This window comes from Microvirga sp. CF3016 (assembly GCF_036314085.1).
Classification (GTDB): Bacteria; Pseudomonadota; Alphaproteobacteria; order Rhizobiales; family Beijerinckiaceae; genus Microvirga.
The window spans coordinates 351,818-374,202 of the sequence record NZ_JAYGGM010000005.1 but is presented as its reverse complement, the minus strand read 5'-3'; the positions used below and the strand labels follow the sequence as shown (position 1 = coordinate 374,202).

Genomic DNA, 22,385 nt, shown 5'->3' with positions numbered 1-22,385 from the left:
GGTCAGCGGATCCGCTCGAAGAGACGATTCCAGCGGATCTTCTGCGGCCATTCCCACGGACGCCACAGGGAGGCGCTCTCGTCGATGGAGAAGAAGATGATCTCGGCGCGGCCCACCAGATTCTCGAACGGCACCTGCCCGACGCTCGCCTCGTCGCGCGAGTCGGTGGAGTTGTCCCGGTTGTCGCCCATCATGAAGAAGTGGCCGGGCTGCACCGTGTAGACATTGGTGTTGTCCCAGTAGCCCCGGTCGCCGTCGCGTTCGATCACGAAGTGGGACACGCCGCCGGGCAGCGTTTCCTTGTACTGCGGCACGGAGATCGTGCGGCCGTAGAGGTCGGTGGTCTTGTAATCCTCCACCCGCTCGCGCTGGACCGGTTGGCCGTTGATGTGCAGGACGCCGCCGATCACCTGGATCTTGTCGCCCGGCAGGCCGATCACGCGCTTGATGTAGTCGGTCGAGTTGTCCTTGGGCAGCTTGAACACGGCAATCTCGCCGCGCTTCGGCTCGGCGCCGAAGATGCGGCCGGAGAAGATGCCCGGGCTGAAGGGAATCGAGTGCTTGGAATAGCCGTAGGAGTATTTGGAGACGAACAGGTAATCGCCGATCAGCAAAGTCGGAATCAACGATCCCGACGGGATGTTGAAGGGCTGGAAGAGCACGGTGCGGACGACGACCGCGATCAGAAGGGCCTGGACGATGACCTTGATGGTCTCCCAGAGGCCGCCTTCTTCGTTCTTCGCGCTGCTGCCCGCGTATTTGCTGCTTTTTTCGCTCACGTCCATCGACCTATGCTCTTGGAATATGGCGGCGGAGGCCGTCTTCATCCGTGTGGCAGGTCGAGAGGGGTTCGCACGCAGCCCCAAGGGCAAACCCCTCTCGATAAGATTCATTCGTTACCGCAGTCTCTCCCGAGATCGGAAGCGATCCTGCCGCGGCCATGCTCTAACCTAAGGCGCGTCCTGCCGCAACGCAGCCCCTCAGGCTGGCAGTGCTTCAATGATCACGAAGGCTTGCGCCATGGGCGGATCATCCGTCAGGGAGACATGGACCACCGCCTTATGGCCGGCGGGCGTCATAGCCTTGAGACGCTCCAATGCGCCTCCGGTCAACCGCATGGTCGGCCGGCCGCTTGGAAGATTGACCACCTCCATGTCGCGCCAGAAAACGCCGCGGCTCAGGCCGGTTCCCAGAGCCTTGGCGCAGGCCTCCTTGGCGGCGAAGCGGCGGGCATAGGACGGCGCGCGAGCCGCCCGGCGGTCGCTCCGCGCCCGCTCCCCCGCCGTGTAGATGCGGTGGGTGAATCGGTCGCCGAAGCGCTCGAGGGATTTTTCGATACGACGGATGTCGCAGAGGTCGGAGCCGATGCCGAGAATCACGCCGGCACCTGTGCCCGTCCCTCGTCCATGGCCGCCCGCATGGCCCTGACCGCCTCGTCAAGGCCGACGAAGATGGCTTCGCCGATAAGCGAATGGCCGATATTGAGCTCCACGATCTGAGGGATCGCCGCGACGGGGCGGACCGAGTCGAGGGCAAGGCCGTGTCCCGCATGGATCTCGAGGCCGATCCTGGCGCCATGCTCGGCTGCGCGCTTCAGCCGCTCCAATTCATGGGCGATCCGGGCCTGGTCGCCTTCGGCAACCGCCTCGCAATACGTTCCCGTATGGAGCTCGACCACAGGCGCCTGCAGGTCGCACGCGGCATCCATGACCTCGATCTCCGGCTCGACGAAGAGGGACACCCGGATGCCCTCGCCTTTCAGTTCCTTGATCACCGGACGCAGATGGGCATGGGCGCCGACGATGTCGAGACCCCCTTCCGTGGTGCGCTCCTCCCGCTTCTCCGGCACGAGGCAGGCCGCATGGGGGTGAATGCGCGTCGCGATCCCGACCATCTCGGACGTCGCGGCCATCTCGAAGTTCAGAGGCACGAAGAGCTGGCGCTTGAGCCGCTCCATATCCTGGTCCCGGATGTGGCGTCGATCCTCCCGCAGGTGAGCCGTGATGCCGTCGGCGCCGGCCAGGACGGCGAGATGCGCGGCCCGGATCGGGTCGGGATGGACGCCGCCCCGGGCATTCCGCACGGTCGCGACATGGTCGATATTGACGCCGAGGCGTAGAGGAGGAGCTTTCATAAGGGTGTTTTAGCTTATGGCGGTCCGTTGACCATAGTCCTGCAAGCCTTCAAACAGACTATCAACGGCAAATGCTTCTCGGCGTCACATCCTGCCGGTTCGCTCAGTGGGAATGAAAACCACCCCGTCATGGCTGTCCCCGGACTTGATCCGGGGATCAGTCCCGACCGTCCCGATCGGAGGAGTACGATGCTTCTCGCACCGGGATCACCGGCACGAGGCCGGTGATGACGCCGGGAGCAGTCCGCGAGACGACTCTTGCCTTCAGGCCGCAAATCGCCTATAGCGCCCGCTTCGCGTTCGCTCCGGCCGGGGGCTGAACGGACGGCATGGCCTGCCATGCAGGGTTTTCGGACCCGTCGTCCCGTGTCTCCGCCTTCGACAACCGCTCGGGCCTTGCAGGCTCGAAGGGCTTGGCGCCGATCGGACGCGCGAAACGGCCAAGACACTCCTCAAAGCAGTGCCGCGGCTTGAACCTCAAACCTGAGAAAGGCCCACTATGCCTCTCTACGAGCATATCTTTATGGCTCGCCAGGATGTCACCCCGCAGCAGGTCGAAGCTATGGTCGACCAGTACAAGGGTGTCATCGAGCAGAATGGCGGCAGCGTCGAGAAGACCGAGATGTGGGGCGTGAAGTCCCTCGCCTACCGCATCAAGAAGAACCGCAAGGCGCATTTCACGATGTTCAACCTCAACGCCCCGGCTCCGGCCGTGGCCGAGATGGAGCGTCAGATGCGCATCAACGAAGACATCCTTCGCTTCATGACCATCAAGGTCGAAGAGCTCGAAACCGAGCCGTCCGTGATGATGCAGAAGCGCGACCGCGACGAGCGCAAGGACCGTGAGCGCCGGGAGCGCGACGGTGGCGGCTTCGACGGCGGCAACGAAGGCGAGGAGGCATAAATCATGGCATTTGGTGCAACCGGTGGCGCTGCTGGCGGCGGCCGTCGTCCGTTCTTCCGTCGTCGCAAGACCTGCCCGTTCTCGGGCCCGAACGCTCCGAAGATCGACTACAAGGACACGAAGCTCCTGTCCCGCTACATCTCCGAGCGCGGCAAGATCGTTCCTTCGCGCATCACGGCCGTGTCGGCCAAGAAGCAGCGTGAACTCGCCCAGGCGATCAAGCGCGCCCGCTTCCTGGGCCTCCTGCCCTACGTGATCCGCTAACATGACCTTGGCGGGCCGCTTCGTGCGGCCCGTCTCCCAATACTAACGATCGCCCAGCGGTGAAAATCCGACGGGTCAGTTGGGGCCGCAGCCCCTAACCCTGCCGACGAGCAGCGGGACAGCGAGACGATGAATTTTGTTGCAACAGGCATAGGCGCGGGCCTCGTATCGGCCCTTCTGACCGCGGTGGTCGTCAAGGCGACCACGCTGGCGGCCGTGCTGTATCTTCTTGCCCCCATTCCCGTTCTGATCGTCTCCCTCGGTTGGGATCACCGCTCCGGCCTCGTGGCGGCCCTCGTCGGCGGCCTGGCCATTGCGTTGATCCTGTCCCCGCTCAGCGGCTTCGGCTTTGCCCTCATCACGGCCCTGCCCGCCTGGTGGCTATCCTATCTCGCCCTCCTTGGGCGTCCTGGACGGGACGGCACCATGGAATGGTATCCGGTCGGCCGGCTTCTGGCCTGGATCGCAGGGACGGCGGCACTGACCATCATCGCCGCCGGCGTGATCTCGACGGGAGGCGATTACAGCGCCTTCGACCAGAATGCCCGCGCCGTGTCCGAGGCCTTCGTCAACGCGCAGTTCAACACGTCCGGGCCCGATGCCCTCGACGCGGAAACCCGCGACGAACTGGTCAGCATCTTTGCCCGCCTGACGCCCTTCCTCTCGGCTCAGGGCTTTGCCACCGTTCTGGCGCTCTATCTCTGGGCGGCCGCCCGGATCGTTCATGCCTCCAAGCGCTTGCCGCGCCCATGGCCCTCGGTACCGGAACTCGTGATGCCGCGCTCAGCCGGGCTGATCCTGATCGGCGCGCTCGTCGTGGCGGGCACCTTCGACGGTTTCGTCGGCGCCCTTGGGATGGCTCTGTCGGGCTCCTTCCTCATGGCCTTCGCCTTGCAGGGCCTCGCCGCCATTCACGATCGGACACGGGGTAAATCAGGCCGCTCGTTCATCCTTTCGGCCCTCTACGTCCTCATCTTCGTCACCCAGGGCATCCTGATGGTCGCCCTGGCCCTGTTCGGCATTGCCGACACCGTCCTCGGCCTGCGCCGCCGCTTCGGCTCGCAGCCGAAACCCCCATCAACCCTTTCCACCTGATCACGAACCTAAAGGAGACAACCATGGAAGTGATCCTTCTCGAGCGCGTCGCAAAGCTCGGCCAGATGGGCGAGACCGTGAAGGTCCGCTCAGGCTACGCCCGCAACTTCCTCCTGCCGCGCGGCAAGGCCCTGCGCGCCACCGAGGCCAACAAGAAGCACTTCGACGCTCAGCGCGCCCAGCTCGAGGCCCGCAACCTCGAGCGCCGCAAGGAAGCTGAAACCGTCGGCGAGAAGCTGAACGGCCAAAGCTTCATCATCCTGCGCCAATCCGGCGAGACGGGCGTGCTCTACGGTTCGGTCTCGACCCGCGACCTCGCCGAGATCATGACCCAGAACGGCTTCACGGTCGATCGCAACCAGATCGTCCTCAACCAGCCGATCAAGACCATCGGCCTGCACACGGTGCCGGTCGCCCTCCATCCGGAGGTCGAGGTTCAGGTGACAATCAACGTCGCCCGCAGCCCCGAGGAAGCCGAGCGCCAGGCACGCGGTGAGTCGGTCACGACCCGCGAGGAGACCAACCTCGATGACCTCGGCCTCGAGGTCGGCGCCGCTCTGGCCGAAGCCGGCGGCGACGAAGAGATCTAAGCTAGAGCAATTGCTCAAGTTCTTGATTTGTTCTAAAATCGCGCTCTCCGTCGATTCGACGGGGAGCGTTTTTCTTTCGGGTTTCAAGCGTGTGGGAGAGTCAAGCTGCGACGCCTGCGAAAAGATGAACGGTGTGAGAATCGAGGACAGCGAGGACAGATCGGGAAGAGTCCCGGCTTCGTGTCCGCCTGGCAACCTTTAGGACACCATTTGCGGTCTAAGAGACTCTAACACTTATCTGTTTTCGGAGCGCCAGATGGCCACCGCCAATGCCCTGATCGCCCGCCTTGAGACCGCCGAGCCGCAGTTTCGGACGCCACCCAGCAACATCGAGGCCGAACAGGCTCTGCTGGGCGCGATCCTGGTCAACAATGACGCTTACTACCGCGTCTCCGACTTTCTCGAGGCTGGCCATTTCATCGAAGACTTGCACCGCCGCATCTACGAGGTGGCCACGAGCCTGATCAAGGCCGGTAAGGTCGCGACGCCGATTACCATGAAGACGTTCCTGGGCGACCAGGACCTCGGCGGCATCACCGTGTCGCAGTATCTCGCCCGTCTCGCGGCCGAGGCGACGACCGTCATCAATGCCGAGGATTACGGCCGCGCCATATACGATCTGGCCGTGCGCCGGAGTCTGATCAATATCGGCGAGGAGATGGTCAATGCCGCCTTCGACGCGCCCGTGGATTCCTCACCGCGAGACCAGATCGAGGAGGCGGAGCGGCGCCTCTATGCGATTGCCGAAACCGGCCGCTACGACGGCGGCTTTCAGCGCTTCTCCGATGCGCTCACCGCCGCCATCGACATGGCTGCCGCCGCCTATAAGCGCGAGGGCGCCCTATCGGGCATCTCCACGGGATTGAAGGACCTCGACAAGGCCCTCGGCGGCCTGCAGCCCTCCGACCTCGTCATCCTGGCCGGACGTCCTGCGATGGGTAAGACCTCGCTGGTGACGAACATCGCGTTCAACATCGCCAAGGCCTATCGGGCCGAGAAGCAGCAGGACGGCAACCTGAAGACCGTCAACGGCGGCATCGTGGGCTTCTTCTCGCTCGAAATGTCGGCGGAGCAGCTCGCAACCCGTATCATCGCCGAGCAGTCGGGCGTGCCCTCGTACAAGATCCGCCGCGGCGACATGCGGGAAGACGATTTTTACAAGATCACCGAAGCCGCCCGCGAGATGCAATCGATCCCTTTCTACATCGATCAGACCGGCGGCATCTCCATCGCCCAGCTCGCCGCCCGTGCACGCCGTCTCAAGCGCCAGCGCGGCCTCGACATCCTGATCGTCGACTACCTGCAGCTCCTCTCCGGCTCCGCCAAGAAGGGCGAAAACCGGGTTCAGGAGCTCACCGAGATCACCACCGGCCTCAAGGCCTTGGCCAAGGAGCTGTCGGTTCCGCTCGTCGCCCTGTCCCAGCTCTCCCGTCAGGTGGAGGCCCGCGACGACAAGCGGCCACAACTCGCCGACCTGCGCGAATCGGGCTCGATCGAGCAGGACGCCGACGTGGTCATGTTCGTTTACCGCGACGAGTACTATCTGAAGAACAAGGAGCCGAAACCCGGCACCGAGGAATACTTCAAGTGGCAGGCGGAGATGGATCAGGTCCACGGCAAGGCCGAGGTCATCATCGGCAAGCAGCGTCACGGCCCGACCGGCACCGTGCAGCTCGCCTTCCAGGCCGACATCACCCGCTTCACCGACCTTGCGGATGAAGACAAACTTCCCGAACGGATTGGCGATTGACCGAACTCAACTCTCACATCAACACCTCTGGCGGTATCCCCGAGGACGCCGCCGGCGGGATCCTCCACATCGATCTCGACGCCCTCGCGTCGAACTGGCGTAGCCTGCGCGACCATGCAGGCGGCGCTGAAACCGCCGCCGTGGTCAAGGCTAACGCCTACGGCATCGGCATCGAGAGAGCCGTCCCGGCTCTCAACGGAGCCGGCTGCCGCACCTTCTTCGTGGCTCACCTGAGCGAGGCGATCCGCGTCCGAGCCGTTGCGCCCGATGCTACCGTCTACGTCCTGAATGGTCTCTTTACCGGCACCAGCTCCACCTACGCGGAGTTCGACCTGCGCCCCGTTCTCGGCTCCTTCGAGGAGATCGACGAATGGGCCGGCTTCTGCCGGGCACAAAGCCAGAAGCGGAAGGCTGCAATCCACGTCGATACCGGCATGAACCGGTTGGGGCTGACCGTGCCGCAGGGGCTGACGCTCAGGGACCGGACGGAGCTGAAGGATTTCGAGACCGCGCTCCTCATGAGCCACTTCGTCAGCGCCGAGGAGAGCGACAACCCGCTCAACAGGCAGCAGATCGAGGCGCTCGAGGCGGTCCGGTCCAGTCTTCCCGGCATCCCCGCCTCGCTTCCGAATTCTTCGGGCATTTTTCTGGGTGACAAGCCCGCCTACGACCTGGTCCGCCCCGGCTATGCGCTCTATGGAGGCAACCCGACGCCGGACCGGGACAATCCCATGAAGCCGGTCGTGGGCCTGGAGGCGCGCATCGTGCAGCTGCGCTGGGTCGAGGCGGATCATACCGTCGGTTACAACGGCCGCTGGCTTGCCCTTACGAGGCGCCGCATCGCGACCCTCTCGGTCGGCTATGCGGACGGCTATCCGCGCGCGGCGAGCGCCCGCGGCAAGAGCGGGGACGAACTGCTCGCCGGCATGGCGCTGGTAGCCGGGCGCCCCTGCCCCTTCGCCGGCAATGTCTCCATGGACCTGATCACCATCGACGTGACGGATGTGCCGGAAAACCAGGTTCAGCGCGGCGACACCGTCACTCTGATCGGCGGCGACTTGACCGTCGACGAGGTCGGCCGCCGCTCAGGCACCATCGGGTACGAGATCCTGACCAATCTCGGCCAGCGCTATGCCCGCGCCTATCGCGGGGGGCAGGGCTGATGGCGAAACGTCACCCCTCTTTCGTGTGCCAGGAATGCGGCGCCGTCTACAACCGCTGGAAAGGCAAATGCGAGGCCTGCGGCGGCTGGAACACCATCGCCGAGGAGGCAGGCTCCGCCAGCCCCATGGCGGGCCCGGCCGCCACGCGCCCGTCTCGCGCCAAAGGCCGGATCTTCCCGCTGGAAGGCCTCTCGGGTGAAACTAAGGAAGCGCCGCGCACGCCCTCCGGCATCGCCGAACTCGACCGCGTCACGGGCGGCGGCTTCGTGCACGGCTCGATCATCCTGCTCGGCGGCGATCCCGGCATCGGCAAATCGACCCTCCTCATGCAGGCCTCCGCGGCGCTGGCCAATCGAGGCGAGAGGGTCGCCTACATCTCGGGCGAGGAGGCGGTGGCGCAGGTGCGCCTGCGGGCCGAGCGCCTCGGCCTCGGCCAAGCGCCGGTCGAGCTCGCCTCCGAGACCAATGTCGAGGACATCATCGCGACCCTGAGCCAGGGCCGCCCGCCGGCGCTCGCCATCATCGACTCGATCCAGACCATGTGGACCGAGACGGTGGAATCCGCACCCGGCACCGTCACGCAGGTGCGCGGCTCCGCCCAGGCGCTGATCCGCTTCGCGAAGACCACAGGCACTGCCGTCATTCTGGTGGGCCACGTGACGAAGGACGGTCAGATCGCCGGCCCGCGCGTTGTCGAGCACATGGTCGACGCGGTGGTGTCCTTCGAGGGCGATACGGGCCACCACTTCCGCATCATGCGTGCGGTGAAGAACCGCTTCGGTCCCACCGACGAGATCGGCGTGTTCGAGATGTCGGACCAGGGCTTGCGCGAAGTGCCGAACCCGTCCGAGCTGTTCCTCGCCGGGCGTGACATGGCAACCGCCGGTACGGCGGTCTTCGCCGGGATGGAAGGCACCCGCCCGCTCCTCGTGGAGATCCAGGCCCTCGTTGCCCCCTCCTCCCTCGGCACTCCACGACGGGCCGTCGTCGGCTGGGACCAGAGCCGGCTTTCCATGGTGCTCGCCGTGCTGGAGGCCCATGGCGGCCTGAAGCTCGGCATGCACGACGTCTATCTCAACGTGGCCGGAGGCCTCAGGATCACCGAGCCGGCCGCCGATCTGGCCGCTGCCGCGGCCCTTGTATCTTCGTTGTCGGGAAATCCTCTGCCGCCGGATACCGTGTATTTCGGCGAAATGGGGCTCTCCGGTGCAATCCGCCCGGTGGCTCAAGAGCAGGCGCGGCTGAAGGAGGCGGCGAAGCTCGGGTTCTCGAGCGCGGTGGCTCCCGCCCCCCGGGTCGACAAGGGCAAGAAGGAAAAGCTGCCCCTCGCCGCCTCATCCATCGGACACATTACCGATCTCGTTGCTGGAATAGCGGCGCGCCGTCGCAAAGTTTCTTAGTCCAGCTTGCCAAATTGCAAGCAATAAGACCGCCTGATGCAATTGACACATTAGAACAATTCTACAAAGCTTCGCCCACGATTGATCTTCGAGGGTACCTCGAAAGAGATATCCAGCAGATCCAGGAGCGGAAAAGGGATTTCATGGCCACTATTGTTGTTGCGTCTACCATCGCCATTGCAGAGAACGCGAAAGCGGGCGACGTTGTCGTTGCGCTTACCGTCAATGGTGGCGCTACTGGTGAAACGTTCACTTTCGCAGTCGCAGACGACTTCGACGATCGCTTCGAGATCGTTGGTAACGAACTCCGCGCGAAGAATATTGGCCTCCTCGACTTCGAGTCCGGCGCGACCTCCTTTCAACTCGCCATCACAGCGACAAGCGTCGGCGGATCGACATTGGTTGATCCCGCCTGGGTGACCGTGACCGTCACTGATGCTCCGGAGGCCGTGACCGGCACGAACAAGAACGACAACAAGCTCGAAGGCGGCGCCTACGATGACGTCATCAATGGCTTGGGCGGCAACGACAAGCTTTTTGGCTTTGCCGGAGACGACACGCTGAACGGCGGCAGCGGCAAGGACATCTTGTTCGGCGGCGACGGCGCGGACACTTTCGTGTTCGACGCTCCCTTCAAGAAGGGCCATTTCGATCACATCAACGACTTCAAGTCGGGTCAGGACAAGATCCTGTTCGATCTCGATGTCCTGAAATCGTTTAAGGTCAAAGCCTCGAAGAGCGATCTTCTCGATCTCGCCAAGAAGGGCAAGCCGGACAAGAAGTCCTCGGTCGAGCTCGACAAGGTGTTCAAGGAAGGCAAGCTGGAGAAGAAGTTCTTCACTGTCGGGACGACCTCGAAAGACGGGAATGACTACGTCGTCTACAGCAAGAAGAGCGGAACCGTTTATCTCGACGTCGACGGCTCCGGCAGCGCCAAGCCGATCGAGATTCTCAAGCTGAAGGCCAGTACCACCCTCTCCTTCAGCGACTTCCTGTTCATCTGAGATCGCATACGATTTCGCGAAAGGCTCTGGCGGAGGCCGGAGCCTTTTCATTTCCGCAGCCTTATGACAGTCCTGCTCCAGGAACCCCGCGAGAAGGCAGAGGCTTCAAGTCCTCCTCGCTTCGCGTTCGGCGGGCCGCCCCTCGCGCCACCTGACAGGTAATCCATTACCGCCGGATACTGACTGTTTAGGCGAGATGGGGCCGTCTGCCTTTATCCGCTCGGCAGCCCAGAAGTAACCAAGGCTGGAGGGTGCGGCGACGCTCGGGTTCCGGCGCCGCCGCACCGGAGAAGGCGAGTCGGGATACTGCCGGTTGCAATATCCTTCCACCAGCTATACCACTGATTTAATTACAGGAATTGCGCTGCGACGTCGCAAAGAATTTTGACGTTTTGTGCCTTCGAAAACGGCTCTAGGCCGCCCGGCTACTTGATAATGGAATGATATTATGTATCACTAATCCATGGATCTGCCGGGCGATCTCATCGGCGGAACCAATGTAGGCCTGAGATCCTGGGGGGGGACAATATGGCGACGGTTACTCTTTCGAACACGACGGTGATCGAGAATCCTCCAATCGGCACGATCGTGGGCTTCCTCAGCATCACCGGGGAAGGTGCCACCGAGAATGCCATCTTCAGATTGATCGATCCGGGCAGCGGCCGCTTCGAAATCAAGAAAGTTTTCCACGAAGGTGTCGTGGATTACGCGCTGGTCGTCAAAAACAACGTAAGCGGCGACGGCAGCAGCCTCTTCGACTTCGAGAACGATGCCCTCAACAAGTTCACATTCAAGATTTCCGCTACTGGTGACGCGGGTACCGTCATCTCGACGATGACCTTCACGGTCTTGGTAACCGACAATGCGCCTCCGTTTGAGATCACCCTGTCGGACAATTCCGTGTTTGAAGATTCGCAAACAGGAACTGTAATCGGCTCCCTCTGGACGCTCGATCCCGATTTCGACGACACCTTCACCTATACCCTCACCGATGATGCCGGCGGACGCTTTGAGATCGTGGGCGATAATCTCGTGGTGAAGGACGGTTCTCTGCTGGACTACGAGACCGCCCAGTCGCACCAGATCACGGTCGAGGTCAGAGATTCCGAAGGTAACGTCCACACGGCCAACATGACCATCGACCTGTTAGATGTCGTCGACATCAGGAACGGCAGCACAGCGAACGACCAGCTCCTCGGCGGTGCTGGAGCAGACCTGGTCAACGGCCTGTCTGGCAACGACACCCTCTATGGCCTTGCCGGCGATGACATCCTGAGCGGCGGCGCGGGCAAGGATCTTCTCTATGGCGGCGCCGGCAGGGACACCTTCGTGTTCGATGGTCCCATGAAGAAGGGTGAGCTCGACCAGGTGATGGACTTCGTCGCGGCCGACGACACCCTGCAGTTCAGCCTTTCAGCAATCCAGGGTGCCATCAAGAGCGAGAAGCATGTCTTCGCCCATGGCAAGAAGGACGCCCCGACGCTCGGTATCGAGAAGGCTCTGCACAAGGGTAAGATCGAGAAGAAGTTCTTCACTCTCGGCGACAAGGCCAAGGACAAGAACGATTACCTCTACTGCAACAAGAAAAACGGCCTCGTGTACCTCGACCTCGACGGCTCGGGACAGAAACACCACGGCATCGCGATCATGAAGCTGAAGCCGGGCGTTGCAATCTCTGCCGACGATTTCGCCTTCATCTGACAGGACAATTCTCTTCTCTCCCTCCCCCCGGCTGACACCGCCGGGGTTTTCGTTGTCGGGGATCGTGCAGACTGCACCTTCACACCGGTTTCACCGCAGGGGTGACGAAAGCCTTTCTTAACGCTATAGAGCCAGGCTCTGAACCCGCAAAGGCGGCTCCATTCCTGTTATTTTGCGTAGGCCCGGCTCATGCCCTTTTCCGTCCTGGACCTCGTCGTCATCGGTATCGTCCTGATCTCGGCTCTCCTGGCTGCCGTGCGCGGCTTCACCCGCGAGGTGCTCGCCATCGTGGCCTGGGTCGTCGCGGCGGCCGCCGCCTGGTACCTGCATCCGACGGCCCTGCCGATCGCGCAGCAATATATCAGCAGCAACACGGTGGCCCTCGTGGCGGCCATCGGCGGGATTTTCGTGGTCACGCTGATCATCGTGTCGATCATCACGGTTCAGATCTCAGACCTGATCCTCGATTCCCGCATAGGCGCCCTCGACCGGACGCTCGGGCTCTTCTTCGGTGCCGCCAGAGGGTTCCTCATCTGCGTGATCGGCTGGGCCTTCCTGGGCTGGCTGCTCCAAGGCAAGGAACCCGACTGGGCGACCTCCTCCCGCACGCGCCCGGCGATGGAGAACACCCGGGACAACATCATCGCCATGCTGCCGGAGAATGCCGAGGCCCTGCTCCAGCGTCTGCGCAACAAGGAAGCGCCCACGGAAGCCGAGCCCGCCGAGCCCGATCCGCAACGCCCTGCGACTCCTGCAGCTCCCGCGGCACCCCAGCCGCCCCAGCGGCGGAGTTGAGCCGTCTGCCGATCGCACGGGGACGCGGTTTGATTTTGCTGCGCAACTCTCTGGCAGGACTTTGAAATTTAGAATGGGCTGCAACAGTGCAAACATGGGTTTGCATCCGCTGCCGGCTAACGTTTCCGACAGCGTCAGAATAGCCATTGGCGTTTAGTCGAATGCCGACTACATAAGGGCGGCTCCGGTGGGGGCGCGAATCCCAAAGGTAAGATCGATGTCTGCTTTGTCAGAGACGTGGCAGGTCACCCCGAAGCAGGTGAACCTCGACCTCGACGGCGATACCCTGCGCGAAGAATGCGGCGTCTTCGGCATTTACGGGCACCCGGACGCGGCCGCCATCACGGCGCTCGGCCTCCACGCGCTCCAGCACCGTGGCCAGGAGGCGGCAGGGATCGTTTCCTATGACGGGTCGGTCTTCCATTCGGAGCGCAAGCTCGGCCTTGTGGGCGACAACTTCTCCGACCGAGCCACCATAGAGCGCCTCGAAGGCTTATCGGCGATTGGCCATACCCGCTACTCGACCACGGGCGAGACGGTGCTGCGCAACGTCCAGCCCCTCTTTGCCGAACTCGACGGTGGTGGCTTCGCGGTGGCCCACAATGGCAACCTGACCAATGGCCTGACCCTGCGCCGCAACCTTATCCGCGACGGCGCTATCTGCCAGTCCACCACCGACACTGAGGTGATCGTTCACCTCGTCGCCCGCAGCCGCAAGGATCGGGTGATCGACCGCTTCGTCGAGGCGATCCAGAAGCTCGAGGGGGCCTATGCCCTCGTGGCCCTCACCAACAAGAAGCTGATCGGCGCCCGCGACCCGCTGGGTATCCGCCCGCTGGTGCTGGGCGAACTCGATGGCCGCTACATCCTCGCCTCGGAGACCTGCGCGCTCGACATCATCGGAGCCCGCTTCGTCCGCGACATCGAGAACGGCGAATGCGTTGTGATTTCGGACGACGGTATCGAATCCTTCCGTTTCGTGCCGGAGCAGACTCCCCGCCCCGACATCTTCGAATACATCTACTTCGCCCGTCCCGATTCCGTCGTGAATGGCCGTAGCGTCTACGAGGTCCGCAAAGGCATGGGCCGCGAACTCGCCCTGGAATCGCCTGCGGCCGCGGACGTGGTGATCCCCGTGCCGGATTCCGGCGTTCCGGCGGCGCTGGGTTATGCCCAGACCTGCGGGCTCCCTTATGAGCTCGGCATCATCCGCAACCACTATGTCGGCCGCACCTTCATCCAGCCGACCCAGTCGGTGCGTGAGCTCGGCGTGCGCATGAAGCACTCCGCCAACCGTTCTGCGATCGCCGGCAAGCGCATCGTGCTTGTGGACGACAGCCTCGTGCGCGGCACCACCTCGGTGAAGATCGTGCGCATGATGCGCGAGGCCGGCGCCAAGGAGGTTCACTTCCGCATCTCCAGCCCGCCGATCACCCATCCCGACTTCTACGGCATCGACACGCCGGAGAAGGAAAAGCTGCTCGCCGCCACCCATGACCTGGAGCAGATGCGTCAGTACATCGGGGCGGATTCGCTGGCCTTCCTGTCCATCGAGGGCGTCTACCGCGCCATGGGCGAGAAGGGCCGCAATTCGGCGCAGCCGCAATTCACCGACCATTGCTTCACGGGCGATTACCCGACGCCGTTGACCGACCTCACCGTCGCGACCCCGCGCCGCCTCGCCGTTCTCGCCGAAGCCGACTGAGCATCTCTATGGACAAGCCCCTTCAGAACCGCGTTGCGGTCGTCACCGGCGCTTCGCGCGGCATCGGCCGCGCGGCGGCGCTCGCCCTGGCCGAGGCCGGCGCTCACGTGATTGCGCTGGCCCGCACCCAGGGTGCGCTCGAATCCCTCGACGACGAGATCCGCGCCAAGGGCTCCTCGGCGACCCTCGTGCCGGTGAACCTGAAGGACTTCGAGGCTCTCGACCGGCTCGGTGCTGCGATCTTCGAGCGCTGGGGCAGGCTCGACATCCTGCTCGGCAATGCGGGACAGCTCGGCGAGCTGGCGCCGATCACCCATGTCGACCAGCCGGTCTGGGACGAGGTAATGGCGGTCAACGTCACGGCCAATTATCGCCTGATCCGCTCGCTCGATCCGCTCCTGCGCAAATCGGACGCTGGCCGCGCCATCTTCATCACCTCCGGGGCCGCCCATAAGCACAAGGCCTATTGGGGGGTCTATTCGGTCTCCAAGGCCGCCCTCGAGGCGCTGGTGCGCACCTACGCGGCGGAAACGGCAACGACTCCGGTCAAGGCCATGCTGCTCAATCCAGGCCCCCTGCGCACCGCCATGCGCCGCACGGCCATGCCCGGCGAAGACCCGCTGACCCTCAAGACGCCGGAAGACCTCGCGCCCCATATCGTGACGCTCGCCCTGCCGTCCTGGACGGAGACCGGCAAGATCTACGACTTCACCCAGGACGGGAAGGTGATCGAGCCGCAGCCGCCGGCCTGATCGCCCGATCGAACATGCGCCCTTCGGATAGGTTGAGGACTGGGCGGCGTCCGCTCCGTTTCGTCCGGCGCGCCTGAAAATATCCTCCTTTCGCCTCTGCCCGGACGCTCCGTCTCCACCAAACGGTGGACGCCGGCAGCGCCTTGTCACGCTAGCGTCGATTCTCCTGCAAGGGGCGGTGTTCCGACCGACTTGCACCGGGACGAACCGCCGCTCGACGCGATTTGGCGAGGCATGAACATGACGGGCATGTCGGCATTTTTGTCTGGAGCGACAGTGGGGTTCGTGATCACCGTGCCGGTCGGTCCAATGAGCGTGCTCTGCATCCAGCGGGCCCTGATCTACGGGGCCGTGACAGGCTTCGCGACCGGTCTCGGGGCCGCGACGGTCCTGGTCATCTACACGACCTGCGCGGTGTTGGGCGTCGGACCGGCGATCGGTCCCGTTCTGGGCGACAGTCAGGCGTTTCTGTGCGCCGTCTCGGCCTGCCTCCTCTTCTGGTTCAGCGTCCGCGTCCTGAGGCGGACCGTATCGCTCGCCGGATCCGTCGCGCAGGATCAGGGAGCACTCTCTTCCTATTGCAGCGCCGTGGCCTGCGCGCTCCTCAATCCGCTCACGCCCGCCCTCCTGGCGGCCGTCCTGCCGGCGGTCGCATCGCCTGCGCCGGCAGCCGCCTCCACGATGATCGCCGGCGTCTTCGCCGCATCGGTCACGTGGTGGCTGATCGTGAGCGGCAGCGTCGCCGCCCTGCGCTCGAAACTTAACGTGACGATCCTCAACTTCATCAACAAGGCGTCGGGGCTGATCCTCGGCGCGCTGGGCGTGCTGATGGCGGCGAATGCCTGGGAGATGAGAATCTAGCTCGGAGGGCCGAACTGATGCGGCCAGGGATGGGCCATGTCGAAGGCGCTGTGGACCGGCTGGGACAGCTGCATGGTCATGCGGACGAGCTCAGTCTGCCGCGACACGCCGGTCTTGGAGAAGATGTGGTCGAGATGGGTTTTGGCGGTCGACCGCGCGATGCCGAACTGCTGCGCGGCCTCGGCCAGGGTGTGGCCGGCCATGAGGCTCTCCAGGATCCTGACCTCCGCGGCGGTGAGGCTGAAGGCCCTGGCGAGCAGGCCGATCCCAGTCTGCTCGTCGGATGCACCGACGAAAACGGCCGCGACCGCATTGGGCTGGAGCCGCGTGCGCAGATCTCCCGTCACCATGGGGAGCACATGGGCATAGGCGGGAGGCTGGTCGACATCGTTGAGGCGGATCGCCGTGCTGGTCTCGCCGGGCTGCGTCTCGTTGCGGGCCGCGTGCTGGATCGCCCTGCGCAATTCGCGGCTGGCGCACGACGTGCTCGCCGCCAGGACGCGGCGAATGCTGCGGATGGGGGACCCATGGCTCATCATCCGTTCTGCGGACCGGTTCGCGTGCAGGATCGCGCCGCGCTCGTCTGTGAGCACGACGCCGCACCGGAGCGCATCGAGGGCCTCGGCCATGTGGGCCTGCTCGATCGAACTCACGTCCAGGATGTCGCTGATCGTCACCGCCTTGCGAAGATGCGGCAGCAGCAGGCGGCCCAGCTCGATCTCCCGCGCGGTGATGACCCCCTGGCGGGCATGTCTGCCCAGACCGATCTCCGCGAATTGCCGGTGCGTGTGCATCAGGAACATGTGCATGATGTCCACGATGCCCTGAGGCTTGAGGCATTCCTCCACGTAGGGCGACGCCTGGATGTAGTCGGGACTCAGATGGGACGAGGTCACGAACATCTCGTCGATGGACGATTGCAGGGCCAGCCACTCGGTGAGCCGGGCGTTGATCTCCGGCACATGGCGCTCCGATTTCAATCGCAGCAGCTCCGGTTCCCAGCCGGCGGCCTTGTTGATGAGGAAGCGGTTGCTGGGAAGATCGTTCAGGGTCAGGGACACGACAGTGCAATCGAAGGTGTCGGCAACGTCCGCGAGGGTACCCTCCCAGCGACCGGGATCGAGGGCGCAATCGTAGATTGACCCGATCAGTTCCGACAGCCTGCGATGCGACAGCACCTCGCCCATCGGTCTCCCCTCCAGGGCTGGACCTTTTCCCAAGGGGGCGCGTCCAGGCCTCGAAAGCCATTCCTGAAACGAAATTATTCCAAGGAAATCCTTATTATGCAAGGTTTTCAGGACGTCCGAAGGCCGAAGTACCGGAAGAATTTCGCTCTGCTCGACCCGTAAAACCGAGTCACGCCGGTCCCTCCAGCCCTGCAGGGCGGACCAAAGGTGAACTGCCGACAGGGTAATGTGCCCCTCGAAGAGGCACCGCATGACCCACATTTCTGCTCTACGGGGCCCGTGATGGCACGCCTGGCAGGATCGAAATCGGGCGCGAACTGACCGCGATCATGGGCGTTGTAGGTGCATCGAACCGGACCTCTTATTGGCCGTTTCTCCCCTATTGTAAACGTTTCCTCAGAGAAGAAGGCCGATGAGACGGATTTCCGAGCAGAACGGAATCGTCGAGATTCCCCCTGCTCAACACATCCTCGATGCCCTGATGGGACCGGTAGCCGTCCTCGACCCAGCCGGCACCATCGTTACAGTCAATCGGGCTTGGCGCGACTTCGGCAAGGCCAACGGAGCCGAGGAGGCAACATCCGTCGGCATCAATTATCTCGACATCTGCGAAGGCGCCACAGGAGGGGACGCACCCTGCGCCCGGTCGGCGGCGGCGGGAATCCGGTCCGTGCTCGCGGGCAAAGAGAGTTTCTTTCTGGAATATCCCTGCCACTCGGCCGACGAGAAGCGCTGGTTCCAGCTTCGTGCCTCCCGTCTCGACCATCAGGGCACGACCTTTGCGGTCGTCGCCCACCACGACATCACGGACCGGGTTCTGGCTGAGCAGGAACGGCAAGGTCTTCTGGCACGGGCACGACGGCATCAGGAACAATTGGAGGCGCTGGCCGCCACCTGCACCCGGGTCGCCGCAGCGGGCGCGCCCGAGACCGTCTTTCGCGAAATTACCGAGCAAGCCCGCCTCATCATCGGCGCCCAATGGGCCGCGACCCACACGAATCCCTATGTCCTGTGGCCGGCGGACTCCGTCATCGTCTCGGTCTCGGAGAAATACAGGGACGTGCCCCGATCGGCGATCGCGCAGAGCGGCGTCGGCATCTACGGGCATGTGGTTCAGTTGGGGAAGCCTGTGCGGCTGACCGCAGCAGAGCTGAATCTGAATCCGGAACTCCAGGGGGTGCGGAACACGGCGGACGACCTCCTCGTGACCGAGGGGCTGCTCGCCGTGCCGATCACCGGCTTGCAAGGCGGCGTCCTCGGAGTGCTCATGCTGTCGGACAAGGCCCATGGCATGTTCTCGCCGGACGACGAGGCCATTCTCATCCAGCTCGCCCAGATCGGCGCCGTCGCGGCGGAAAACGCCGTCCAGACGCGCGCCGAGCGGGAAAGCCGGGAGCGCCTCTGGGCGACCCATGAGCATGCGAGCATCGGGATAGGCGAGACGAACGCGACCGGCAGATTCCTGACGGCGAATAAGGGACTGGCATCGATCACCGGCTTTTCGCATAACGAACTGCTGAACCTGAGCATCTTCGACCTCGTTGCACCTGACGACATCGAGACCGAAAAGGCTCTCTATGAGCGGCAGGTTGCAGGCGAATTGAAGACCTACACGCTGGAGCAGCGCCACATCCGCAGGGACCGGTCGAGCATTTGGCTGCACGTGTCGTCGACCGCGGTCTTCGACGAGGACGACCGTTTCCAATACAGCGTGCGGGTGATCCAGGACATTGACCAGCGCAAGCGATTCGAGCAGCGGCAGGCGTTGCTCGTGCGGGAGCTCCATCATCGGGTGCGCAACACCCTTGCGGTCGTCGAGGCTCTGGCCAGCGCTACGGCACGCACGACGACCAACGTCAGGGACTTCAACCGCGTCTTTTCATCGCGCGTCGCAGCTCTGGCCAGAACGCAGACGCTGCTGACCGAGGATTACTGGCAGACAGCGCTCCTGCGCGAGATGCTGATGTGCGAGCTCCAGCCGTTTCACGAGACCCGGCATCAGCGCTTCACGCTCCAGGGACCGGAGGTGAACCTGACGGCCGATCTCGCGATTCCCCTGAGCATGGCGCTGCATGAGCTGACGGCCAATGCGGCGCGCTACGGCGCGCTTTCCATCCGCAAGGGCTGCGTCGCCGTAACATGGGACGTCGGGTCGGCCGATGGCAAGCGAACCCTTCATCTCACATGGACGGAGCGAAATGGCCCGCCGGTTGCGCCTCCCACGCATCACGGCTTCGGCCTCACCCTGCTCGAGCGCGTCCTTCAGGCGCAATGCCGGGCACAGGTGAGGCTCACCTTTGATCCGGGAGGGCTGCAGGTGGAGATCGATCTCCCCCTGATCACCCATCGCGTTGTGCCGGACTATTGAGACGTTCAGATTTCGGCCAAGCCCGATCATCGGGCGTTAACCCTGACTCCGGATAAGCGCCACCTGCCCGTCCACCCTTCGTTGACATGGGCAGGCGATGGCTCATGTTACCGAGCGGGATAAAATCCCGAGAAACATGGCGGATTGGAGCCCACCCTGCGTGAGCCCGACCAAAGGCATGATGCCGCCCCGCCATCCCGGTGAGAGACCGGATTCTTGCTTTCCCGATCTTTCATTTCCCACAGGCTTGCCGCGCGACTCCAAGACCGCGACACTAGCCTGAAAAGGCCCGTATGCTGACCGTCTATGATTGTATCGTTTCCGAGCACGATCTCCGGCTCGTCGCCCTGGCGGCTCTGGTCTGTGCGCTGGCCTCGCTGACGGCAGTCAACCTGCTGCACCACGTGCGCCGCTCGGACCGCAGCGGCCGCATCGCATGGCTCGGCATCGCGGCGGTCTCGACCGGCTTCGGGATCTGGGCCACGCATTTCATCGCAATGCTGGCCTTCTCCCCGGCCTTGCCGACCGCGTACAATGTCATCCTGACGGTCGTCTCTCTGATCGCCGCGGTCGTGCTGACCGGAATCGGCCTCGGGGCCACGTTGCTGCCCGGCCTGGCGGCCGCACCCTGGATAGGCGGGGCGATCGTCGGCGGTGGCATTGCCGTGATGCACTACACCGGCATGGCCGCCTTCGAGGTCGCAGGCACGCTCGCCTGGGACTGGGTGCTGGTGACGACCTCGATCCTGCTCGGCGCCGCAATCGGCGCGGGTTCCCTGTTCCTTGCGCTGCGCAGCTCTTCGCTCGGCTCCAAGCTCATTGGAGCACTGCTCCTCACGCTGGCGATCTGCAGCCATCATTTCACCGCCATGGGCGCGGTCGCCATCACGCCTGACCCGAGCATCCAACTGTCACCCTCCTCACTCCGTGGCGAATGGCTCGCCATCGGAGTGGCGTTCGTCAGCCTCGGCATCCTTCTTCTCGCCGTCGTCGCCCTGAGCCTCGACATCCGCGAGCGCAGGCGCGCCTCCCTCGAGATGGAGCGCATGCGCGACCTCACCGATGCGGCGGTCGAAGGTCTCGTTGTCTGCACGGGCGACACGATCGTGACGGTCAACCAGAGCTTCGCGCGGCTGACCGGCCTGGAAGCCGAGCATATCGTCAGGCAGAGCCTGTCGACCTGGGTTCCGGATGGTGCCAAGCGCGACACGCTGTTCGCCTCTCTCGGTCAGGCCATGGAGACCGAGCTGCGCCATGCGGACGGCGCGCTGATTCCCGTCGAGCTGATCGCCCGGCAGATCAGCTACAACGGCGCACCGCACAACGTAGTGGCGTTCCGCGACCTGCGTGATCGCCGCAATGCGGAAGCCCAGATCCGCTACCTTGCCCATCACGACCCGCTGACGGGCCTCGGCAATCGGGCGAGCTTCGATCACCGTCTCGACCGCGAGATCCGCTTCCATCGCCGGGCCCGCCGGCAGCTCGCCCTGTTGTGCCTCGACTTGGACGGCTTCAAGGACGTCAACGACATCTACGGCCATGCCACGGGCGACCGTGTGCTCCAGGATATTGCGAAGCACTTCTCGTCGGTTCTCGGCGAGGGACAGATGCTCGCCCGCCTGGGCGGCGATGAATTCGCCATCATCCTTCCCCTCGTGGCGGATCCGGCTGAGGTGGGCCACCTCGCCGACAGGCTGCTGAAAAGCCTTAAATGGGAACAGGATGGGGTTCCCGCGGGCCTCGTCTCCGTCAGCGTCGGCATCGCCTTCTATCCTTCGGACGGAAAGGACCGCACGGAACTCCTCTCGAGCGCCGATGCGGCCCTATACCGTGCCAAGACCGAGGGCAAGGGCACCTATCGGTTCTTCGAGGCGGCCATGGGGGTCCAGATCCGCGAACGCCGAAGCATCGAGCACGATCTGCGAAGCGCCGTCGCCAACGGCGAGCTGAGCCTGGCCTACCAGCCGCAGGCCCAGGTCGACACGGGCGAGGTGAACGGCTTCGAAGTCCTGCTGCGATGGACTCATCCGACGCGCGGCAACGTCCCGCCCTCCCTCTTCATCCCGATCGCCGAGGAGAGCGGGCTTATCCTGAAGATCGGCGAGTGGGTGATGCGAGAGGCCTGCCGCGAGGCCGCGAGTTGGATGCGCCCGCTGACGATCGCCGTCAACGTCTCGGCGCTGCAGCTGACCAGCGACGGCTTCGTCGAGTTCGTCGAGAATGCCCTGGAGCAGGCGAAGCTGCCGCCGGAGCGGCTGGAGATCGAGATCACCGAGACGGCGCTGATCCGGGATCCCAATCGGGCACTCCAGTCACTCCAGAGGCTGAAGGCGCTCGGCGTGAACATCGCCATGGACGATTTCGGAACAGGTTATTCTTCGCTCTCCAACCTGCGTGCCTTCCCGTTCGACAAGATCAAGATCGACCGGTCCTTCATCCATTCGGTGCACGCGAACCCGCAGGCGGCCGCCATCGTGCGCGCCGTGCTCGGCCTTGGGCGCGGCTTGGGACTTCCCGTGATTGCCGAAGGCGTCGAGACCCGCGAGGAGCTGCGGTTTCTCGGACTCGAAGGATGCACCGAGGCTCAGGGCTACCTGTTCGGCCGGCCGGCGCCGATCCGTGAATTCGTGCCGCTGATCTCGGCCAACGTGATCACGCTGCCGCAGCCGCTCCGGTGGGCGGTGGCCGATTGACGAGTCATTCTTGCAGCCT

The 22,385-nt window shown here is 63.9% G+C and carries 19 protein-coding genes; 15 read left to right on the top strand and 4 right to left on the bottom strand.

The features are described 5' to 3' along the window. Positions 1–2: 2 nt before the first annotated feature. The 3 genes from lepB to VB672_RS10100 all read right to left on the bottom strand — a co-directional run bounded on the left by lepB (position 3) and on the right by VB672_RS10100 (position 2,134). On the bottom strand, positions 3–785 hold the full coding sequence (lepB, locus tag VB672_RS10110; RefSeq protein ID WP_329784057.1) for a signal peptidase I: 783 nt from the start codon (positions 783–785) through the stop codon (positions 3–5). A 195-nt stretch (positions 786–980) separates the two neighbouring features. Beyond that, on the bottom strand, positions 981–1,379 hold the full coding sequence (gene acpS / locus VB672_RS10105; RefSeq protein ID WP_329784056.1) for a holo-ACP synthase: 399 nt from the start codon (positions 1,377–1,379) through the stop codon (positions 981–983). After that, on the bottom strand, positions 1,376–2,134 hold the full coding sequence (locus tag VB672_RS10100; protein ID WP_329784055.1) for a pyridoxine 5'-phosphate synthase: 759 nt from the start codon (positions 2,132–2,134) through the stop codon (positions 1,376–1,378). Before VB672_RS10100 ends, acpS begins: the two co-directional genes overlap by 4 nt. 499 nt (positions 2,135–2,633) lie before the next feature. Here VB672_RS10100 and rpsF point away from each other — a divergent pair, with 499 nt between their 5' ends. The 13 genes from rpsF (at position 2,634) to VB672_RS10035 (ending at position 16,118) form a co-directional block, all read left to right on the top strand. Beyond that, entirely contained in the window at positions 2,634–3,038 is a 405-nt protein-coding gene (gene rpsF, locus VB672_RS10095) for a 30S ribosomal protein S6 (protein ID WP_329784054.1), read from the top strand. Between the two features lie 3 nt (positions 3,039–3,041). Further along, positions 3,042–3,302, top strand: coding sequence for a 30S ribosomal protein S18 (gene rpsR / locus VB672_RS10090; protein WP_036353512.1), 261 nt, complete (start codon positions 3,042–3,044; stop codon positions 3,300–3,302). 129 nt (positions 3,303–3,431) lie between these two features. After that, complete coding sequence (locus tag VB672_RS10085; protein WP_329784053.1) at positions 3,432–4,397, top strand: DUF2232 domain-containing protein; 966 nt, start codon at positions 3,432–3,434, stop codon at positions 4,395–4,397. Between the two features lie 23 nt (positions 4,398–4,420). Continuing rightward, the gene (gene rplI / locus VB672_RS10080; protein ID WP_329784052.1) at positions 4,421–4,987 is read left to right on the top strand and encodes a 50S ribosomal protein L9; all 567 of its coding nucleotides are present in this window, start codon (positions 4,421–4,423) and stop codon (positions 4,985–4,987) included. 256 nt (positions 4,988–5,243) lie between these two features. Next, positions 5,244–6,737 carry a replicative DNA helicase gene (locus VB672_RS10075; RefSeq protein WP_329784051.1) on the top strand — a complete coding sequence of 498 codons (1,494 nt, stop codon included), beginning with the start codon at positions 5,244–5,246 and terminating at the stop codon, positions 6,735–6,737. Next, positions 6,734–7,900, top strand: coding sequence for an alanine racemase (gene alr / locus VB672_RS10070; protein WP_329784050.1), 1,167 nt, complete (start codon positions 6,734–6,736; stop codon positions 7,898–7,900). The genes VB672_RS10075 and alr overlap by 4 nt, the downstream gene beginning before the upstream one ends. Further along, positions 7,900–9,300, top strand: coding sequence for a DNA repair protein RadA (radA, locus tag VB672_RS10065; RefSeq protein ID WP_329784049.1), 1,401 nt, complete (start codon positions 7,900–7,902; stop codon positions 9,298–9,300). Before alr ends, radA begins: the two co-directional genes overlap by 1 nt. A 143-nt stretch (positions 9,301–9,443) precedes the next feature. Next, a complete protein-coding gene (locus VB672_RS10060) occupies positions 9,444–10,304 on the top strand; it encodes a calcium-binding protein (RefSeq protein ID WP_329784048.1) in 861 nt (286 codons plus the stop codon). A gap of 528 nt (positions 10,305–10,832) precedes the next feature. After that, positions 10,833–12,005 carry a hypothetical protein gene (locus tag VB672_RS10055; protein ID WP_329784047.1) on the top strand — a complete coding sequence of 391 codons (1,173 nt, stop codon included), beginning with the start codon at positions 10,833–10,835 and terminating at the stop codon, positions 12,003–12,005. A gap of 189 nt (positions 12,006–12,194) precedes the next feature. Beyond that, positions 12,195–12,800: a CvpA family protein gene (locus tag VB672_RS10050; protein ID WP_329784046.1), complete on the top strand. Its 606-nt coding sequence runs from the start codon at positions 12,195–12,197 to the stop codon at positions 12,798–12,800. A gap of 217 nt (positions 12,801–13,017) precedes the next feature. Next, positions 13,018–14,505: an amidophosphoribosyltransferase gene (gene purF / locus VB672_RS10045; RefSeq protein WP_329784045.1), complete on the top strand. Its 1,488-nt coding sequence runs from the start codon at positions 13,018–13,020 to the stop codon at positions 14,503–14,505. An 8-nt stretch (positions 14,506–14,513) separates the two neighbouring features. Continuing rightward, positions 14,514–15,257, top strand: coding sequence for an SDR family NAD(P)-dependent oxidoreductase (locus VB672_RS10040; protein WP_329784044.1), 744 nt, complete (start codon positions 14,514–14,516; stop codon positions 15,255–15,257). A 240-nt stretch (positions 15,258–15,497) separates the two neighbouring features. Then, on the top strand, positions 15,498–16,118 hold the full coding sequence (locus tag VB672_RS10035; protein ID WP_329784043.1) for a LysE family translocator: 621 nt from the start codon (positions 15,498–15,500) through the stop codon (positions 16,116–16,118). On the opposite strand, the gene VB672_RS10030 is transcribed toward VB672_RS10035, so the two are convergent. Beyond that, the gene (locus tag VB672_RS10030) at positions 16,115–17,305 is read right to left on the bottom strand and encodes a helix-turn-helix transcriptional regulator (RefSeq protein WP_329784042.1); all 1,191 of its coding nucleotides are present in this window, start codon (positions 17,303–17,305) and stop codon (positions 16,115–16,117) included. The two genes, VB672_RS10035 and VB672_RS10030, sit on opposite strands and share 4 nt — an antisense overlap. A 412-nt stretch (positions 17,306–17,717) precedes the next feature. Here VB672_RS10030 and VB672_RS10025 point away from each other — a divergent pair, with 412 nt between their 5' ends. Both VB672_RS10025 and VB672_RS10020 read left to right on the top strand, forming a co-directional pair. Beyond that, complete coding sequence (locus VB672_RS10025; RefSeq protein ID WP_329784041.1) at positions 17,718–19,673, top strand: PAS domain-containing sensor histidine kinase; 1,956 nt, start codon at positions 17,718–17,720, stop codon at positions 19,671–19,673. Between the two features lie 293 nt (positions 19,674–19,966). Then, on the top strand, positions 19,967–22,366 hold the full coding sequence (locus tag VB672_RS10020) for a bifunctional diguanylate cyclase/phosphodiesterase (RefSeq protein WP_329784040.1): 2,400 nt from the start codon (positions 19,967–19,969) through the stop codon (positions 22,364–22,366). Positions 22,367–22,385 lie beyond the last annotated feature (19 nt).

Coding starts and splice junctions, on each gene's coding strand:
- lepB (WP_329784057.1), bottom strand. CDS start 785: ATGGACGTGAGCGAAAAAAGCAGCAAATACGCGGGCAGCAGCGCGAAG.
- VB672_RS10100 (WP_329784055.1), bottom strand. CDS start 2,134: ATGAAAGCTCCTCCTCTACGCCTCGGCGTCAATATCGACCATGTCGCG.
- rpsF (WP_329784054.1), top strand. CDS start 2,634: ATGCCTCTCTACGAGCATATCTTTATGGCTCGCCAGGATGTCACCCCG.
- rpsR (WP_036353512.1), top strand. CDS start 3,042: ATGGCATTTGGTGCAACCGGTGGCGCTGCTGGCGGCGGCCGTCGTCCG.
- VB672_RS10085 (WP_329784053.1), top strand. CDS start 3,432: ATGAATTTTGTTGCAACAGGCATAGGCGCGGGCCTCGTATCGGCCCTT.
- rplI (WP_329784052.1), top strand. CDS start 4,421: ATGGAAGTGATCCTTCTCGAGCGCGTCGCAAAGCTCGGCCAGATGGGC.
- VB672_RS10075 (WP_329784051.1), top strand. CDS start 5,244: ATGGCCACCGCCAATGCCCTGATCGCCCGCCTTGAGACCGCCGAGCCG.
- radA (WP_329784049.1), top strand. CDS start 7,900: ATGGCGAAACGTCACCCCTCTTTCGTGTGCCAGGAATGCGGCGCCGTC.
- VB672_RS10060 (WP_329784048.1), top strand. CDS start 9,444: ATGGCCACTATTGTTGTTGCGTCTACCATCGCCATTGCAGAGAACGCG.
- VB672_RS10055 (WP_329784047.1), top strand. CDS start 10,833: ATGGCGACGGTTACTCTTTCGAACACGACGGTGATCGAGAATCCTCCA.
- VB672_RS10050 (WP_329784046.1), top strand. CDS start 12,195: ATGCCCTTTTCCGTCCTGGACCTCGTCGTCATCGGTATCGTCCTGATC.
- purF (WP_329784045.1), top strand. CDS start 13,018: ATGTCTGCTTTGTCAGAGACGTGGCAGGTCACCCCGAAGCAGGTGAAC.
- VB672_RS10040 (WP_329784044.1), top strand. CDS start 14,514: ATGGACAAGCCCCTTCAGAACCGCGTTGCGGTCGTCACCGGCGCTTCG.
- VB672_RS10035 (WP_329784043.1), top strand. CDS start 15,498: ATGACGGGCATGTCGGCATTTTTGTCTGGAGCGACAGTGGGGTTCGTG.
- VB672_RS10030 (WP_329784042.1), bottom strand. CDS start 17,305: ATGGGCGAGGTGCTGTCGCATCGCAGGCTGTCGGAACTGATCGGGTCA.
- VB672_RS10025 (WP_329784041.1), top strand. CDS start 17,718: ATGAGACGGATTTCCGAGCAGAACGGAATCGTCGAGATTCCCCCTGCT.
- VB672_RS10020 (WP_329784040.1), top strand. CDS start 19,967: ATGCTGACCGTCTATGATTGTATCGTTTCCGAGCACGATCTCCGGCTC.